The following is a 16,890-nucleotide window of genomic DNA, read 5'->3' as shown; positions in this document are numbered from 1 at the left end:
AATGGGTTGATCAGTATTTGTCAGTGATGTGAGACGTGGATCATGGGTTTTCGCTTCCTGCTGGTTATCGGCTGTCTGTGGGTTGCCTTGATGGCGAACGCCGCGCCGGCACCCGTCGCCCCTCAGGCGCAACTGAATGCGCAGCAGCGTGAGTGGCTGGCGCTGCACCCGCAATTGCGGGTGGGCTTGGTACTGCAGGCGCCCTACGCACAATACGACCGACGCCTGCAGCGCTTGTCCGGAGCCAATGTCGAGTTGATGCAGTGGCTGGCCAAGGCGCTGGGTATCGAGCTGACCTGGCGAAACTTTCCTGATCAGGAGCAGTTGGAAGCCGCCGTGCGTGACGGCGAGGTGGATATCGCTCCCGGCCTGCAGCAAACCCCGGCCGGCTTGCGCCTGTGGTTGTTCAGCGACCCGTATATGCGGGTGCCTCAGCATATCGTCGGCATTCGCGAAGGCGGCGGCGCGGTGGAGCTGGAAAAACTCGACACACACTCGCGCATCGCTGTGCGCATGCCCAGCGCGGTGGCCGACTACCTGCGCAGTACGTATCCCAACCTCAACCTGCAAGGCGTGCCCGTGGAACGCCAGGCCCTGCAGTTACTGGTGAGCCAGCAGGCGCGCTATGCGGTGGTGGATGAGGCGCAACTGAGCCGGTTGGCCGGCGAGGCGGAGTTTGCCGGGCTGGCGGTGGTCGGCGATATCGGCCTGCCGCAGTTGCTGCGGGTGGCCACGCGGCATGAGTGGCCGGAACTGGCGGGCATCATGCAAAGTGCCTTGCGGGCGATACCCGCCCGCGACCTCGACCAGTTGCATAACCGCTGGCTGCAACCCCAGTACCCGCGTTTTTCCGAATCAATGGGCTTGTGGAAAAACCTCAGCGTGTTGCTGGGCCTGTTGCTGCTCGCCAGCCTCGCGGCAGTGCTCTGGCAGCGCCGCCAGCAGCGCAGCCTGGAGCACGCCCTGCTGGCGGCTCGGGAGGAAAGCGCAGCGCGTGCCGCCGGTGCCGAAGCCTTGCGGCTGACGCAGTTTTCCATCGATCAAAGTACGGTCGGCATCCTGTGGGTCAATTGGGACAGCCATGTGCGGTATGCCAACCGCGCCGCCGAAAGCATGCTCGGCTATGGCCCTGGCGCGTTGATCGAGCGGCCGCTGATCGATCTTGACCCGGCCTTGAGCATGGACCGCTGGCTCAACCTGTGGAAACGCGCACGTGCCAGCGAGGACGGTGCCCAGACCTTCGCCACCGATTGCCTGCGCGCTGACGGCAGCATCCTGCCCGCCGATGTGTCCTTGAGCTTTCTGCGCTTTGCCGACGGCGAGTACCTGGTGGTGTACCTGACGGACGTCACCGAGCGCCGCCGCTATGTGGCCGCCTTGCTGCAAAGCGAGGCGCAGTTGCGCGAATTGTCAGCTCACCTGGAAACGGTGCGCGAAGAAGAAAAGGCGCGTATCGCCCGCGAGGTTCACGACGAACTCGGGCAGATGCTCACCGTGCTCAAGCTGGAAACCTCAATGTGTGAGTTGGCCTATGCGCAGCTCGACCCGGGCCTCAACGAGCGTTTGAACAGTATGAAACGCCTGATCGCCCAGCTCTTCCAACTGGTGCGGGATGTGGCAACCGCGCTGCGCCCGCCGATTCTCGATGCCGGCATTGCTTCGGCCATCGAATGGCAGGCGCGACGTTTCGAAGCGCGCACGCAGATTCCCTGTCTGGTCAAAGTCCCGGAAAACGTGCCGGTGCTGAGCGATGCCAAGGCCATCGGCCTGTTTCGCATTCTGCAGGAGGCCCTGACCAATGTGATGCGCCATGCCCAGGCGCATACTGTAGAACTCACGCTGGAGGTGGACGGCCCGGACCTGCGGCTGACCATCAGCGATGACGGTATCGGCTTCGTGCAGGCTCAAGGGCGGCCGGTATCGTTCGGCCTGGTCGGCATGCGCGAGCGGGTGCTGATCATGGGCGGGCAGTTGTCCCTGGTCAGTGAGTTGGGGGAGGGCACCACCCTGAGTGTCACGGTGCCGTTGAATGCATGACACTAAAAAGGAAATTCCCGTGATCCGCGTACTGGTAGCCGAAGACCACACCATTGTTCGTGAAGGCATCAAGCAATTGATCGGCCTGGCCAAAGACCTGCTGGTTGTGGGCGAAGCGAGCAATGGCGAGCAGTTGCTGGAGACGCTGCGTCATGTGCCCTGCGAGGTGGTGTTGCTGGATATCTCCATGCCCGGTGTGAATGGCCTGGAAGCCATCGCGCGCATTCGTGCGCTGAATAACCCGCCGGCAATCCTGGTGCTGTCCATGCACGATGAAGCGCAAATGGCCGCCCGTGCTCTCAAGGTTGGCGCGGCCGGTTATGCCACCAAGGACAGCGACCCGGCGCTGTTGCTGATGGCGATTCGCAAGGTCGCGGCGGGCGGGCGTTATATCGACCCGGACCTGGCCGACCGCATGGTCTTCGAAGTCGGCCTGACGGACTCACGCCCCTTGCATTCGCTGTTGTCGGAGCGCGAGTTTTCGGTGTTCGAACGCCTGGCCCAGGGCGCCAACGTGAATGACATCGCCGTGCAACTGGCCCTGAGCAGCAAAACCATCAGCACCCACAAGGCGCGCTTGATGCAAAAGCTCCATATCAGCTCCCTGGCCGAGCTGGTGAAATACGCCATGGAACACAAGCTGCTGTAGCGGCGTATCCATTAACGACACCGCGCAAGCGCCGCCCAGCGAAGGCTTGTCGCTGCACTGTCCCATGCCCGCCATGTGTGTAGGGCGATCCCTACCCCGAACCTTCCATCCGGCTGATGCGATTCTCTCCTGGCCCCCGATTTCCGGGGCCTCGCGCCTGGACTACGCTTGTGTCACAGCAGTCCAAAACACAAAGGTGCGGGTATGAGCGAGGTGGATTCAAATGATGTGCTGGTCAGCTTTCGTGGCGTGCAGAAAAGCTACGATGGCGAAAACCTGATCGTCAAAGACCTCAACCTGGAGATTCGCAAGGGCGAGTTCCTCACCTTGCTCGGGCCGTCCGGTTCGGGCAAGACCACCAGCCTGATGATGCTGGCCGGTTTTGAAACGCCCACCGCTGGCGAAATCCAGCTGGCTGGCCGCTCGATCAATAACGTGCCGCCGCACAAGCGCGATATCGGCATGGTGTTCCAGAACTACGCCTTGTTTCCGCACATGACCGTGGCCGAGAACCTGGCGTTTCCCCTGTCCGTACGTGGCTTGAGCAAGACCGACATCAGCGAGCGGGTCAAGCGCGTGTTGAGCATGGTGCAGCTCGACGCCTTTGCCCAGCGCTACCCGGCGCAACTGTCCGGGGGCCAGCAACAGCGGGTGGCTCTGGCCCGCGCATTGGTGTTCGAGCCGCAACTGGTGCTGATGGACGAACCCCTCGGCGCCCTCGACAAGCAACTGCGCGAACACATGCAGATGGAAATCAAGCACCTGCACCAGCGCCTTGGCGTCACCGTGGTGTATGTGACCCACGACCAGGGCGAAGCCTTGACCATGTCCGACCGCGTGGCGGTGTTCCACCAGGGCGAAATCCAGCAGATCGCCGCGCCGCGCACCCTCTACGAAGAACCGAAAAACACCTTTGTGGCCAACTTCATCGGCGAAAACAACCGCCTCAATGGCCGTCTGTACAGCCACACCGGCGAGCGCTGCGTGGTGGAACTGGCGCGCGGCGAGAAGGTGGAGGCGCTGGCGGTGAACGTCGGCCAGATCGGCGGCCCGGTGACCCTGTCGGTGCGCCCGGAGCGTGTCAGCCTCAATGGCGCAAGTGACAGCTGCATCAACCGTTTTTCCGGGCGGGTGGCGGAGTTCATCTACCTGGGCGACCACGTGCGTTTGCGCCTGGAAGTCTGCGGCAAGACCGATTTTTTCGTGAAACAACCGATCGCCGAGCTGGACCCGGCCCTGGCGGTCGGCGACGTAGTACCGATTGGCTGGCAAGTCGAGCACGTTCGCGCACTCGACCCACTTCTAGAGGCGAACTGATCGCCCCCTGGCTTCACCAACCCTGCACGTGGAGAGCACAACAATGTTGAGATCCCTTAAGTTTTCCGTCCTGGCTATCGGCCTGATGGGCGCGACACAGGCCATGGCAGGCCCGGACCTGACCGTCGTATCGTTTGGCGGCGCCAACAAGGCGGCCCAGGTCAAGGCCTTCTATGCACCGTGGGAAAGCGCGGGCAACGGCAAGATCATCGCCGGTGAATACAACGGTGAGATGGCCAAGGTCAAAGCCATGGTCGACACCAAGAGCGTGTCCTGGGACCTGGTGGAAGTGGAGTCGCCTGAGCTTTCCCGTGGTTGCGACGAAGACATGTTCGAGCCCCTGGACCCGAAACTGTTCGGCAACACGGCAGACTACGTCAAAGGCGCGATCCAGCCTTGCGGCGTAGGCTTCTTCGTGTGGTCGACGGTGCTGGCCTACAACGCCGACAAACTGGCGTCCGCACCCGCCGGCTGGGCGGATTTCTGGGACACCAAGAAATTCCCGGGCAAGCGTGGCCTGCGCAAAGGCGCCAAGTACACCCTGGAATTCGCCTTGATGGCCGACGGCGTCGCGCCTAAGGACGTCTACAAAGTGCTGGCCGGCAAAGATGGCCAGGACCGTGCGTTCAAGAAACTCGACGAACTCAAAGCCTCGATCCAATGGTGGGAGGCCGGTGCGCAACCGCCGCAGTACCTCGCTTCGGGCGACGTGGTGATGAGCTCGGCCTATAACGGCCGCATCGCCGCCGTGCAGAAAGAAAGCAATCTGAAAGTGGTGTGGAACGGCGGCATCTATGACTTCGACGCCTGGGCCATTCCAAAGGGCCTGGCCAAGGACCGCGCCGAAGCGGCGAAGAAATTCATCGCCTTCTCGGTGCAGCCGCAGCAGCAGAAGACCTACTCCGAAAACATTGCCTACGGCCCGGCCAACACCCAGGCCGTCCCGTTGCTGGCCAAGGGCGTGCTCAAGGACATGCCGACCACCCCGGAAAACATCGCCAACCAGGTGCAGATCGATGTGAGCTTCTGGGCCGATAACGGCGAGCAGCTCGAGCAGCGCTTCAATTCCTGGGCAGCCAAGTAACCCATGTGGGAGGGGGCAAGCCTTGAGGCTTTTTGTAGGAGCGAGGCGGGCGGCTAGCCCTTGCTCGCGAAGAACTCAGGGCCCCGCGTTTATTCAGAATGAACGCGTTGCCTGGGCGTTTTTCGCGAGCAAGCTCGCTCCTACACTGGCATTAGGGCAAGCCCCCTCCCACAAGGGATCTGCATTTATCTTCAAGATCCGGAGTTCAGCCATGGCCCTCGCCATTCCCACCCTCAAGCAGCGCCTGGCCCGTGCCGAGCGGCTCAATCGCTGGAAAGCCCAGGCCTTGATTGCGCCATTAGTGCTGTTTTTGCTGCTGGTGTTCCTGGTGCCCATCGTTGCGTTGCTCTACAAGAGCGTCGGCAACCCGGAAGTGGTGGGCGGCTTGCCGCGTACGGTGGTGGCGGTCACGGCTTGGGATGGCCGTGGCTTGCCCGGCGAGCCGGTGTACCAGGCGCTCAGTGAAGACTTGGCCCAAGCGCGCAAAAACCAGACCCTTGGCGATCTGTCCAAACGCTTGAACATGGAACTGGCCGGCTATCGCAGCCTGCTCACCAAAACCGCGCGGGCGCTGCCGTTTACCGAAGCGCCGGCCTCTTATAAAGCCGCGCTGGAAACCCTCGACGAACGTTGGGGCGACCCGGCGTACTGGCAGGCGATCCGGCGCAATACCAGCAGCCTGACGCCTTACTACCTGCTGGCGGCCGTCGATCACCGTATCGACGACTTGGGCGAAATCGCTCCGGCCACCCCCGACCAGGCCATCTACCTGGATATCTTCGCCCGAACGTTCTGGATGGGCCTGGTGATCACGGTCATCTGCCTGCTGCTGGCCTATCCCCTGGCTTACCTGCTGGCCAACCTGCCGGCGCGCAAAAGCAACCTGCTGATGATCCTGGTACTGCTGCCATTCTGGACTTCGATCCTGGTGCGGGTGGCGGCGTGGATCGTACTGCTGCAATCCGGCGGCCTGATCAACAGCGCCCTGATGGGCCTGGGGCTGATCGATGCGCCGCTGGAATTGGTCTTCAACCGTACCGGCGTGTACATCTCCATGGTGCATATCCTGCTGCCGTTCATGATTCTGCCGATCTACAGCGTGATGAAAGGTATCTCACCGACTTATATGCGTGCGGCGATTTCCCTGGGCTGCCACCCGTTCGCCAGCTTCTGGCGCGTGTACTTCCCGCAAACCTACGCCGGTGTCGGCGCCGGTTGCCTGTTGGTGTTCATCCTGGCGATTGGTTACTACATCACCCCGGCGTTGCTGGGCAGCCCGAACGACCAGATGGTCAGCTACTTCGTGGCCTTCTACACCAACACCAGCATCAACTGGGGCATGGCCACGGCGTTGGGCGGCTTGCTGCTGCTGGCGACGGTGTTGCTGTACCTGATCTACAACCGGCTGGTGGGCGCCAGTCGCCTGCGCCTGAGCTGAGGAGACCTTGCGATGCTGAGCCCTTATATGTCACCGGTGGAGCGGCTGTGGTTCTACAGCCTGCGGATTCTGTGTGGCCTGATCCTGCTGTTCCTGATCCTGCCGGTGCTGGTGATCATCCCGCTGTCGTTCAACAGCGGCAGTTTCCTGGTGTACCCGTTGCAGGGCTTCTCGCTGCAGTGGTACCAGGACTTCTTCGCGTCGGCCGAATGGATGCGCGCCCTGAAGAACAGCATCATCGTCGCCCCGGCAGCCACGGTGCTGGCGATGGTGTTCGGCACGCTGGCGGCGATTGGCCTGACCCGTGGCAATTTCCCTGGCAAAGCCTTGGTGATGGCCCTGGTGATTTCGCCGATGGTGGTGCCGGTGGTGATTATTGGCGTGGCCAGTTACCTGTTCTTTGCCCCGCTGGGCCTGGGCAACAGCTTCTTCTCGCTGATCGTGGTACATGCGGTACTGGGCGTGCCGTTTGTGATCATCACCGTGTCGGCGACCTTGCAGGGTTTCAACCACAATCTGGTGCGGGCGGCGGCCAGTCTGGGCGCATCACCATTGACCGCGTTTCGCCGGGTGACCTTGCCGCTGATCGCGCCGGGGGTGATTTCCGGCGCGTTGTTTGCCTTCGCCACCTCGTTCGATGAGGTGGTGGTGACGCTGTTCCTTGCCGGGCCGGAGCAAGCCACATTGCCCAGGCAGATGTTCAGCGGCATCCGTGAAAACCTCAGCCCCACCATTGCCGCCGCGGCGACCCTGCTGATCGGTTTCTCGGTGGTGCTGTTGCTGACCCTGGAATGGCTGCGTGGCCGTAGCGAGAAGCTGCGCACCGCCCAGGTCTAAAGCCTGTTGGAGATCAAAATGTGGGAGGGGGCTTGCTCCCGATGGCATTCTGTCAGTTGATTTATTTATCAACTGGCTCACCGCTATCGGGAGCAAGCCCCCTCCCACATTAGTTTGCGTTCATTCAGGAAATTACCATTCAGTCGGTGAATGCTAGGCAACCCAAAATCCCCAGCTATTCTTGTGCCAGCCCATCACCGACAAGAGGCCGCGCACATGAGTACTTCCTCATTCAAGATCGCCCACAAACTGCTGACCGGCGCTGGCGCCATTGAGCAACTCGGCGCCGAGTTGACGCGCCTGGATGTGGATAACCCGCTGATTGTCACCGATGCCGCGCTGGTCAAGTCCGGCACCGTCGCGCTGGCACTTGAGCATCTGGGCGGGCGGACTTATGAAATTTTCGACCGCGTGCTGCCCGACCCGGAAGTCGCCATTGTCGAAGACTGCATGCAGGCCTACCGCGATGGCGGGCACGACGGGTTGATCGGCGTGGGCGGCGGCAGTGCCATCGACATCGCCAAGAGCGTGGCCGCGTACGCCGGTTACCACGGCGCCCTGGCGGATTTGTTCGGCGTCGACCAGGTGCCGCGCAAGGGCCCGCCGCTGATCGCGATTCCCACTACCGCCGGCACCGGCTCCGAGGTGACCAATGTGGCGATTCTTTCCGACAAGGTCGCCCAGCTGAAAAAAGGCATCGTCAGCGACTACCTGCTGCCGGATGTCGCGCTGATCAGCCCGCAAATGACCCTGACCTGCCCACGCAGCGTCACGGCCGCCAGTGGCGTCGACGCACTGGTGCATGCCATTGAATCCTACCTGTCGCTGAACGCCTCGCCGATCACCGATGCCCTGGCGATCGGCGCGATCAAGCTGATTGCCGGCGCCTTGCCCAAGGTTTATGCCAACCCGGCCAACCTGCAGGCCCGTGACGATATGGCCACCGCCAGCCTGATGGCCGGCATGGCCTTTGGCAACGCGGGCGTCGGCGCGGTGCATGCGCTGGCGTATCCGTTGGGCGGCCGGTTCAACATCGCCCACGGCGTGAGCAACGCACTGTTGCTGCCCTATGTGATGCACTGGAACAAGCTGGCCTGTGTCGAGCGGATGCGCGACATCGCCCAGGCCATGGGGGTAAATGTCAGCGGGCTGAGTGTGAATGATGCCGCCGACCAGGCCGTCGAGGCGATGACGCGACTGTGCGCCGCCGTCGAGATTCCGTCGGGCCTGCGCAGTTTCGGCGTGCCGGAGGAGGCTATCCCGGCGATGGCCACTGAAGCTGCAGGTATCGAACGCCTGATGCGCAACAATCCGCGCCAGCTCAGTGCCGCCGATATCGAGAAAATCTACCGGGCTGCGTACTAGCCGTTGAGTTAGGTCACGGTGCGCAGGGCAAAGCATGAGGTATACAATGCGCGCCATCGTGATTTAGCTCAAAAAAGGTGCGTCATGCAGCCCTTCGTCATTGCTCCATCGATTCTCTCCGCCGACTTCGCCCGCCTGGGCGAAGAAGTGGACAAGGTGTTGGCCGCCGGCGCCGACTTCGTGCACTTCGACGTCATGGACAACCATTACGTGCCCAACCTGACCATCGGCCCGATGGTGTGCGCTGCGCTGCGCAAATACGGGATTACCGCGCCGATCGACGCGCACCTGATGGTCAGCCCGGTGGACCGCATCGTCGGTGACTTCATCGACGCCGGCGCGACCTACATCACCTTCCACCCGGAAGCCACGCTGCACGTCGACCGCACCCTGCAATTGATCCGCGAAGGCGGTTGCAAGGCCGGCCTGGTGTTCAACCCGGCCACGCCGCTGAGTGTGCTGGAGTACGTGATGGACAAGGTCGACATGGTCCTGCTGATGAGCGTCAACCCAGGCTTTGGCGGGCAGAAGTTCATCCCCGGCACCCTGAACAAACTGCGCGAGGCGCGGGCGCTGATCGATGCGTCGGGCCGGGACATACGCCTGGAGATCGACGGCGGGGTCAATGTGAACAATATCCGTGAGATCGCGGCGGCGGGCGCCGACACCTTTGTGGCCGGCTCGGCGATCTTCAATGCGCCGGATTACCAGGAAGTGATCGCCAAGATGCATGCCGAACTGGCGCTGGCGCGTCCATGAGCGGCTTTGAGCAGCTGTTCCCCGGCAAATTGCCACGGCTGGTGATGTTCGACCTGGACGGTACCTTGATCGACTCGGTGCCCGACCTGGCGGCGGCGGTGGACCAGATGCTGCTCAAGCTGGGGCGCAAGCCTGTGGGGATCGAGGCGGTGCGTGAATGGGTGGGCAACGGTGCGCCGATGTTGGTGCGACGGGCACTGGCAGGCCATATCGACGCCACCGGTGTGGATGAGGTTGAAGCCGAACATGCCCTGGAACTCTTCAATGCCGCCTACGAAAGCAGCCATGAACGGACGGTGGTGTATCCCGGCGTGCGTGACACCCTCAAGTGGCTGAGCAAGCAGGGCGTGGAAATGGCCCTGATCACCAACAAGCCGGAGCGCTTCGTCGCTCCGCTGTTGGACCAGATGAAGATCGGCCGGTATTTTCGCTGGATCATCGGCGGCGATACCCTGCCGCAGAAAAAGCCTGACCCGGCGGCGCTGTTTTTCGTGATGAAAATGGCGAATATTCCGGCGTCCCAATCGTTGTTCGTCGGCGACTCGCGCAGTGATGTCTTGGCGGCAAAAGCGGCGGGGGTGCAGTGCGTGGCCTTGAGTTACGGCTACAACCATGGCCGGCCGATTGCAGAAGAATCGCCAGCGCTGGTCATCGATGACCTGCGCCTGTTAATCCCCGGTTGCTTGGGCGCGGGCGCTGAGATAACGTTGCCCGACATCGACCCGTCCCCTACTGGAAATGCCATCGTGGTGGTCACTCGCAAACTCTGGATGAAAGTCATCAAGGCCCTGGCCCGTTGGCGTTGGCGCGCCTGACTGATCCCCGCCGCGCTGCGGCCCGTTTGCCTACCTGACCGATTGACCCTCACACCACGAGGCACCTGATGATCCGCGAAGAATTCCTGCGTTTGGCCGCTGCCGGCTATAACCGTATCCCCATGGCCTGTGAAACCCTGGCCGACTTCGACACGCCGCTGTCGATCTACCTGAAACTGGCCGACGAGCCGAACTCTTATCTGCTGGAATCGGTACAGGGCGGCGAGAAGTGGGGCCGTTATTCGATCATCGGCCTGCCGTGCCGCACGGTACTGCGCGTGCATGACCATCATGTGAGCATCACCCATGATGGCCTCGAGATCGAAAGCCATGACGTAGAAGACCCGCTGGCCTTCGTTGAAGCCTTCAAGGCGCGCTACAACGTGCCGACCATTCCCGGCCTGCCGCGTTTCAACGGCGGTTTGGTGGGGTATTTCGGTTACGACTGCGTGCGCTACGTGGAGCAGCGCTTGGGTAAATGCCCGAACCCGGACCCGCTGGGCGTGCCGGACATCTTGCTGATGGTCTCCGACGCGGTGGTGGTGTTCGACAACCTTGCCGGCAAGATGCACGCGATTGTGCTGGCCGACCCTGCCCAGGCGGATGCCTTCGAGCAAGGCCAGGCCAGCCTCGAAGCGCTGCTGGAAAAACTGCGCCAGCCGATCACCCCGCGCCGTGGCCTGGACCTCAGCCGTCCGCCCGCCGCCGACCCGGTATTTCGCTCCAGTTTTACCCAGGCGGACTACGAGCGGGCAGTCGATACCATCAAGGAATACATCCTCGCCGGTGACTGCATGCAGGTGGTGCCTTCGCAGCGGATGTCCATCGACTTCAAGGCCGCGCCGATCGACCTGTACCGAGCGCTGCGCTGTTTCAACCCGACGCCGTATATGTACTTCTTCAATTTCGGTGACTTCCACGTGGTGGGCAGCTCGCCGGAAGTGCTGGTGCGCGTCGAAGACAACCTGATCACCGTGCGCCCGATCGCCGGTACGCGCCCGCGTGGCGCCACCGAAGAAGCGGATCTGGCGCTGGAAGAGGACCTGTTGAGCGACGACAAGGAAATCGCCGAGCACCTGATGCTGATCGACCTGGGACGTAATGACACCGGGCGGGTCTCGGAAATCGGCTCGGTGAAGTTGACCGAGAAGATGGTCATCGAACGGTATTCCAATGTGATGCATATCGTGTCCAACGTCACCGGTGAGCTGAAGGCCGGCCTGACTGCGATGGACGCACTGCGTGCGATTCTGCCGGCCGGTACCTTGTCGGGCGCACCAAAGATTCGCGCCATGGAAATCATCGACGAACTGGAGCCGGTCAAGCGAGGCGTCTACGGCGGCGCCGTGGGGTATTTCGCCTGGAACGGCAACATGGACACGGCGATTGCGATCCGTACGGCGGTGATCAAGGACGGCGAACTGCATGTGCAGGCCGGTGGCGGCATCGTCGCTGACTCGGTGCCGGCCCTTGAATGGGAAGAAACCCTGAACAAGCGCCGGGCGATGTTCCGTGCGGTGGCGTTGGCTGAGCAAACGCCGCAGGACTAGCGGCTGGCGCCGATCAAAAATGTGGGAGGGGGCTTGCTCCCGATGGCGGTGTATCAGTTACAGATGCAGTGACTGAGACTCTGCTATCGGGAGCAAGCCCCCTCCCACATGGATTTTGTGTTGGTTGTAAGGTCTCGTTAGAAATCCAGACTCACCCCGACACTGACCCCTTGCTGGGTCAAATTGTCATCCTTCCTCACGTTATACGCCGCCCGTAACGCCAGTTCCTGCGTCAGTTTGTGGCTGACCCCCAGGCTCAAGCGATCCGAATTGCTGCGCGGCGTATACCCGTCCAGCTTGAAGTCGATCCCCTGCACGCTGTTGAGCGAGATATTCACCCTCTGGGTGTCATTTTCGAACTCGTGCTCGTGGGCCACTTCGCCAAACACCTGGGTGTGCGGGTTAATGCGATAGCTGCCCTGCAGCCCGACGCCCAGGCGCTTGGAGTCGCGCTGCTGGTCATCGAAGGTCAGGGCGGTGGAGCGGCTGTCTTTTTCCGAGTAGCCGTTCACTTCGACCCGCGCGTAATCGGCGCTGATAAAGGGCGACAGGTGCCAGTCACTGCCTGGCGCGGCGATGTCATAACCCACGCGACCGCTCAAGGCCCACAGCCAGCCATCGGTGTCACCCTTTTCCGACCCCTCGCTGACGCCCAGGGCGAACTTGCGCTTGAGGCTGTCGAAGTCCAGCTTGCCGCCGGTCAAGGCGGCGTCGGCCCACCAGTGATTCTGCTGATACTGGGCGAACGCCGTGCCCATGTAGCTGTTGAGCTTGTAATCCGAATCGCTGGCGCCGGCTTCCAGTGTCTGGCGGTACAGGCCTGCGGCGACGCCCACGCGCCAGGCCTCGTTGAGTCGGTAGCTGCCACCGATGTTGAGGTTATAGCCACTGCCATCGCCGCTGGCCGAGCTGCTCTGGTCATCGAAATCCAGATGCTGACCCCCTCCCGCCACGATCGCTCGCCATTGGCCCACGGCTTGCCAGTGGCCGGTGTCTGCCTGCCATTGGTTGCGCAACTCATCTTGATGGGCGCGCAATGTGCCTTGGGCCATTTCCGGCAGCAAGGTCAGCTCCCAAGGCGCCGCGAGCAGGGAATAGGCGTAGTCGGCGATCAGCTGTTGCCCCGCCACCGTGGGGTGGACCGAGTCGTTGTAGATCAGCTTGGTCGGGTCCGGATTGGTGCCGCCGATGCCGTAGACCGGGTTGGCGGTGCAACTGTTTCCACTGAAACAGGTACCGGTCAAGTTTTGCCCGGTGGCGAGGCCGAAGCGGGCCGGATCGGCGAAGGCTTCGTTCAATAACAATGGAATGTTCAGCGGGATGACCTGTGCATCGATCTGCGACAGGCGCTGTACCAGGGATTGGTTGAAAACAGCGCTCAGGGCTGACGTTGCTGCCTGCTGCGGGGTGCCGTTGACGGCCGGCGTCAAGCCGATGTCGGGCAGCATCCATACCATGATGTAACGCGCGCCGGCTTGTTGCAGGGCCTGGGCACTGTCCGCCAGGCGCCCGCCGGCGGCGACCGCTTGAGCGGGGCTGAGTACGCGACCCTGGAGGAAGTCATTGCCGCCTCCGGACAGAAAGTACAGCGCATTCGGATCGGCCAGCCCGCCGTTTGCCGGCAGGTAACCCTGTCGACTGCGCAGCACCGTGCCGCCCCCGGCATTGCCGGGTGGGATCGCAGCGTTGGAGACCGAGGTAATCGAGTCGAGGATATTGTCGGTACGGTAGCCGCCGACTGCCCAGTTGTTGCCGTCCGGCAAACCCTGGACCGCACGCACCGGTGAGGTGGAGGCATTCAGGTCGCTTGGCGCTACACCCAGCTTTGCGCCGAGCAAGGTCGAAGAAACGAGACCGTAATCCCCTTGGAACGTCGGCCCGGTGCGGTTGGTAAAGCGCAACGTCGATCCGGCACTGCCGTCGGGGAACTGACCGGCATCGGCCAGGCTGTCGCCGAACACCACCATGGTTGAGTAGGGTGACGGTGCCGCATAGGCCTGCGCGCAAGCCAGGGAAAGCAGGCCGGCAGCCAGGGGGGCGAAGAACGGAGCTCTGGGCATGGAAAATTCCATTGAGTTGTTTTTATGTCGGAATCGAAACACTAGCAAAGTATTGAGCGTTTTCTATAGCGCAAAACCGAATTTTCCTACGCGCATCCCAGCGAGCATAAGCCCGTATTTGCTGCTCTATATTGCACCGCTGGCGAGGCTACGTTACTGTGCCTGAACGTATGAATGAGACCCTCCCCGTGTTGATCATCAGCAAACTCTTGATGCGAGTAGTCAAGGCACACGCCCGTTGGCGTTGGCGCGCCTGACATTTTTCCCTGCCGGCCTGGCCGGATCTGTACCGATTTGCCTTCTTTTACCCTTTGTCTGACGCCCCTTGCCGTTCACCCCGGCAACCGGAACGTGCGTCTGGCAGCGGGCCACACGCTTGGAAGGCGGTCATTTGAAATCAGTGAATTCAAGAGGTTTGAACCCACATGTTGCTGATGATTGATAACTACGATTCCTTTACCTACAACGTTGTGCAGTACCTGGGCGAGCTGGGTGCCGAGGTCAAGGTCGTGCGCAACGACGAACTGACCGTCGCCGAGATCGCGGCACTGAATCCGGAACGCATCGTAGTTTCGCCTGGCCCGTGCACACCGAACGAAGCGGGCATCTCCCTGGAAGCCATTCAGTATTTTGCCGGCAAGCTGCCAATTCTCGGCGTGTGCCTGGGCCATCAGTCCATTGGCCAGGCGTTTGGCGGCGATGTGGTGCGCGCGCGCCAGGTGATGCACGGCAAGACCAGCCCGGTATTCCACAAGGATCTGGGCGTGTTCCACGGCTTGAACCTGCCCGTGACCGTGACCCGTTATCACTCGTTGGTGGTCAAGCGCGACACCCTGCCCGAGTGCCTGGAACTGACGGCCTGGACCCAGCTGGAGGACGGCTCGGTCGACGAGATCATGGGCCTGCGCCACAAGACACTGAATATCGAAGGGGTGCAGTTTCACCCTGAATCGATCCTGACCGAGCAGGGCTACGAGCTGTTCGCCAATTTTCTCAAGCAGAGCGGCGGCACGCGCTAAGGACTTTCCATGGATATCAAGACTGCCCTGGGCCGTATCGTCGGTCACCTGGACCTGAGCACCGCTGAAATGAGCGATGTGATGCGCGAGATCATGACCGGCCAATGCTCCGACGCACAGATCGGCGCGTTTATGATGGCCATGCGCATGAAGAGCGAAAGCATCGACGAAATCGTCGGTGCCGTATCGGTTATGCGCGAGCTGGCGGACAAGGTCGAACTCAAGACCCTCGACGGCGTGGTCGATGTGGTCGGCACCGGCGGCGACGGTGCGAACATCTTCAACGTATCGACGGCGTCCTCGTTCGTGGTCGCGGCAGCGGGTTGCACCGTGGCCAAGCACGGCAACCGCGCGGTGTCCGGCAAAAGTGGCAGCGCGGACCTGCTGGAAGCGGCCGGCATCTACCTGAACCTGACGCCGGTACAGGTGGCACGCTGTATCGACAGCGTCGGCATTGGCTTCATGTTCGCCCAATCCCACCACGGCGCGATGAAACACGCGGCCGGCCCGCGCAAGGACCTCGGCCTGCGTACCCTGTTCAATATGCTCGGCCCGCTTACGAATCCGGCCGGTGTGAAGCATCAAGTCGTCGGTGTATTCAGCCAGGCGTTGTGCCGGCCACTGGCCGAAGTGCTGCAGCGCCTGGGCAGCAAGCATGTGCTGGTGGTGCATTCCAAAGATGGCCTGGACGAATTCAGCCTGGCGGCGCCAACCTTCGTGGCGGAGTTGAAGAACGACCAAGTTACAGAATATTGGGTCGAGCCTGAGGACCTGGGCATGAAGAGCCAGAGCCTGCATGGCCTGGCGGTGGAAAGCCCAGCGGCGTCGCTGGAATTGATTCGTGATGCCTTGGGGCGACGCAAGACCGAAAACGGTCAAAAAGCCGCGGAAATGATTGTGCTCAATGCTGGCGCGGCACTTTACGCAGCCGACCATGCCTATAGTCTTAAGGAAGGTGTCGCCTTGGCCCACGATGCGCTGCACACCGGTCTGGCTCGCGAGAAACTTGAAGAACTCGGAGCATTCACCGCCGTATTCAAGATGGAGAATGAAGCATGAGTGTTCCGACCGTTCTGGAAAAAATCCTGGCGCGCAAGGCTGAAGAAGTCGCCGAGCGCCGTGCCCGTGTGAGCCTGGCCGAGCTGGAAGCCCTGGCAAAAGCTGCTGATGCGCCACGAGGGTTTGCCAAGGCCTTGCTCGAACAGGCCAAGAAGAAGCAGCCGGCGGTGATCGCCGAGATCAAGAAGGCCTCACCGAGCAAAGGCGTGATCCGCGAACACTTCGTGCCACAGGAAATCGCCGTCAGCTATGAAAAGGGCGGGGCGACGTGCCTGTCCGTACTGACCGATGTCGATTTCTTCCAAGGCTCCGACCTGTTCCTGCAGCAGGCGCGCGCCGCGTGCACGTTGCCGGTGATCCGCAAGGACTTCATGGTTGATCCTTACCAGATCGTCGAAGCCCGTGCCTTGGGCGCTGACTGTGTGCTGCTGATCGTTTCCGCACTGGATGACGTGAAGATGGCCGAGCTGGCAGCGGTAGCCAAGAGCGTAGGCCTGGATGTATTGGTCGAGGTGCACGACGGCGACGAGTTGGAGCGTGCGCTGAAGACCCTCGACACACCGCTGGTGGGGGTCAACAACCGTAACCTGCACACCTTCGATGTCAGCCTGGAAACCACCCTCGACCTGCTGCCGCGTATTCCGCGTGACCGCTTGGTGATCACCGAGAGCGGCATCGTCAACCGCGCCGATGTGGAGCTGATGGAGATCAGCGAGGTGTATTCGTTCCTGGTCGGCGAGACGTTCATGCGCGCCGAGAACCCAGGGGCGGAACTGCAGCGTCTGTTCTTCCCGGAGCGGGGTGGGGCGGTCAGCGGTTCCACACTGGATTGATCCCAGCGCAGTCGAGATGTGAAACGCAGTAAAAGTGTGGGAGGGGGCTTGCTCCCGATAGCGGTGGT

Annotated in this window: 14 protein-coding genes; 13 read left to right on the top strand and 1 reads right to left on the bottom strand. The window is 61.8% G+C overall.

Annotated elements, in window-relative coordinates; translation table 11 throughout:
• Nucleotides 1-42: 42 nt before the first annotated feature.
• The 10 genes from C4J89_RS24075 to trpE all read left to right on the top strand — a co-directional run bounded on the left by C4J89_RS24075 (nucleotide 43) and on the right by trpE (nucleotide 11,851).
• Nucleotides 43-2,037 carry a histidine kinase gene (locus tag C4J89_RS24075; RefSeq protein WP_124415725.1) on the top strand — a complete coding sequence of 665 codons (1,995 nt, stop codon included), beginning with the start codon at nucleotides 43-45 and terminating at the stop codon, nucleotides 2,035-2,037.
• Nucleotides 2,030-2,686 carry a response regulator transcription factor gene (locus tag C4J89_RS24070; RefSeq protein ID WP_177413017.1) on the top strand — a complete coding sequence of 219 codons (657 nt, stop codon included), beginning with the start codon at nucleotides 2,030-2,032 and terminating at the stop codon, nucleotides 2,684-2,686. The genes C4J89_RS24075 and C4J89_RS24070 overlap by 8 nt, the downstream gene beginning before the upstream one ends.
• 204 nt (nucleotides 2,687-2,890) lie before the next feature.
• Nucleotides 2,891-4,003 (top strand): ABC transporter ATP-binding protein, encoded by a 1,113-nt coding sequence (locus C4J89_RS24065; protein WP_124364640.1) that lies wholly within the window; start codon nucleotides 2,891-2,893, stop codon nucleotides 4,001-4,003.
• A gap of 43 nt (nucleotides 4,004-4,046) precedes the next feature.
• A complete protein-coding gene (locus C4J89_RS24060) occupies nucleotides 4,047-5,087 on the top strand; it encodes an ABC transporter substrate-binding protein (protein ID WP_124364639.1) in 1,041 nt (346 codons plus the stop codon).
• A gap of 211 nt (nucleotides 5,088-5,298) precedes the next feature.
• A complete protein-coding gene (locus C4J89_RS24055) occupies nucleotides 5,299-6,525 on the top strand; it encodes an ABC transporter permease (RefSeq protein ID WP_124372035.1) in 1,227 nt (408 codons plus the stop codon).
• 12 nt (nucleotides 6,526-6,537) lie between these two features.
• Nucleotides 6,538-7,362, top strand: coding sequence for an ABC transporter permease (locus C4J89_RS24050; protein ID WP_124364637.1), 825 nt, complete (start codon nucleotides 6,538-6,540; stop codon nucleotides 7,360-7,362).
• A gap of 216 nt (nucleotides 7,363-7,578) precedes the next feature.
• Nucleotides 7,579-8,727 (top strand): iron-containing alcohol dehydrogenase, encoded by a 1,149-nt coding sequence (locus C4J89_RS24045; protein WP_124364636.1) that lies wholly within the window; start codon nucleotides 7,579-7,581, stop codon nucleotides 8,725-8,727.
• An 84-nt stretch (nucleotides 8,728-8,811) separates the two neighbouring features.
• Entirely contained in the window at nucleotides 8,812-9,486 is a 675-nt protein-coding gene (rpe, locus tag C4J89_RS24040) for a ribulose-phosphate 3-epimerase (RefSeq protein ID WP_065937054.1), read from the top strand.
• Nucleotides 9,483-10,301, top strand: a complete 819-nt coding sequence (locus tag C4J89_RS24035; RefSeq protein WP_124364635.1) for a phosphoglycolate phosphatase — start codon at nucleotides 9,483-9,485, stop codon at nucleotides 10,299-10,301. Before rpe ends, C4J89_RS24035 begins: the two co-directional genes overlap by 4 nt.
• 68 nt (nucleotides 10,302-10,369) lie before the next feature.
• Entirely contained in the window at nucleotides 10,370-11,851 is a 1,482-nt protein-coding gene (gene trpE / locus C4J89_RS24030; RefSeq protein WP_124415724.1) for an anthranilate synthase component I, read from the top strand.
• Between the two features lie 137 nt (nucleotides 11,852-11,988).
• Here trpE and estP read toward each other — a convergent pair whose 3' ends face one another.
• Nucleotides 11,989-13,911, bottom strand: a complete 1,923-nt coding sequence (gene estP / locus C4J89_RS24025; protein ID WP_124415723.1) for an esterase EstP — start codon at nucleotides 13,909-13,911, stop codon at nucleotides 11,989-11,991.
• 425 nt (nucleotides 13,912-14,336) lie between these two features.
• Here estP and C4J89_RS24020 point away from each other — a divergent pair, with 425 nt between their 5' ends.
• From C4J89_RS24020 to trpC, 3 genes are read left to right on the top strand one after another with little or no spacing between them, the layout of a single operon-like run.
• Nucleotides 14,337-14,930 carry an aminodeoxychorismate/anthranilate synthase component II gene (locus C4J89_RS24020; RefSeq protein WP_124364632.1) on the top strand — a complete coding sequence of 198 codons (594 nt, stop codon included), beginning with the start codon at nucleotides 14,337-14,339 and terminating at the stop codon, nucleotides 14,928-14,930.
• A 9-nt stretch (nucleotides 14,931-14,939) separates the two neighbouring features.
• Nucleotides 14,940-15,989: an anthranilate phosphoribosyltransferase gene (gene trpD, locus C4J89_RS24015; protein ID WP_057723690.1), complete on the top strand. Its 1,050-nt coding sequence runs from the start codon at nucleotides 14,940-14,942 to the stop codon at nucleotides 15,987-15,989.
• Complete coding sequence (gene trpC, locus C4J89_RS24010) at nucleotides 15,986-16,822, top strand: indole-3-glycerol phosphate synthase TrpC (RefSeq protein ID WP_124415722.1); 837 nt, start codon at nucleotides 15,986-15,988, stop codon at nucleotides 16,820-16,822. Before trpD ends, trpC begins: the two co-directional genes overlap by 4 nt.
• Nucleotides 16,823-16,890: the final 68 nt, after the last annotated feature.

This window comes from Pseudomonas sp. R4-35-07 (assembly GCF_003852235.1).
Taxonomy (GTDB): Bacteria; Pseudomonadota; Gammaproteobacteria; order Pseudomonadales; family Pseudomonadaceae; genus Aquipseudomonas.
The sequence above is the reverse complement of the archived record's forward strand: the minus strand, read 5'-3'. Positions and strand labels throughout refer to the sequence as shown.

Bases quoted from the DNA above. Each gene is read 5' to 3' on its own strand.
- C4J89_RS24075 (WP_124415725.1), top strand. From the start codon at position 43: ATGGGTTTTCGCTTCCTGCTGGTTATCGGCTGTCTGTGGGTTGCCTTG.
- C4J89_RS24070 (WP_177413017.1), top strand. From the start codon at position 2,030: ATGCATGACACTAAAAAGGAAATTCCCGTGATCCGCGTACTGGTAGCC.
- C4J89_RS24065 (WP_124364640.1), top strand. From the start codon at position 2,891: ATGAGCGAGGTGGATTCAAATGATGTGCTGGTCAGCTTTCGTGGCGTG.
- C4J89_RS24060 (WP_124364639.1), top strand. From the start codon at position 4,047: ATGTTGAGATCCCTTAAGTTTTCCGTCCTGGCTATCGGCCTGATGGGC.
- C4J89_RS24055 (WP_124372035.1), top strand. From the start codon at position 5,299: ATGGCCCTCGCCATTCCCACCCTCAAGCAGCGCCTGGCCCGTGCCGAG.
- C4J89_RS24050 (WP_124364637.1), top strand. From the start codon at position 6,538: ATGCTGAGCCCTTATATGTCACCGGTGGAGCGGCTGTGGTTCTACAGC.
- C4J89_RS24045 (WP_124364636.1), top strand. From the start codon at position 7,579: ATGAGTACTTCCTCATTCAAGATCGCCCACAAACTGCTGACCGGCGCT.
- rpe (WP_065937054.1), top strand. From the start codon at position 8,812: ATGCAGCCCTTCGTCATTGCTCCATCGATTCTCTCCGCCGACTTCGCC.
- C4J89_RS24035 (WP_124364635.1), top strand. From the start codon at position 9,483: ATGAGCGGCTTTGAGCAGCTGTTCCCCGGCAAATTGCCACGGCTGGTG.
- trpE (WP_124415724.1), top strand. From the start codon at position 10,370: ATGATCCGCGAAGAATTCCTGCGTTTGGCCGCTGCCGGCTATAACCGT.
- estP (WP_124415723.1), bottom strand. From the start codon at position 13,911: ATGCCCAGAGCTCCGTTCTTCGCCCCCCTGGCTGCCGGCCTGCTTTCC.
- C4J89_RS24020 (WP_124364632.1), top strand. From the start codon at position 14,337: ATGTTGCTGATGATTGATAACTACGATTCCTTTACCTACAACGTTGTG.
- trpD (WP_057723690.1), top strand. From the start codon at position 14,940: ATGGATATCAAGACTGCCCTGGGCCGTATCGTCGGTCACCTGGACCTG.
- trpC (WP_124415722.1), top strand. From the start codon at position 15,986: ATGAGTGTTCCGACCGTTCTGGAAAAAATCCTGGCGCGCAAGGCTGAA.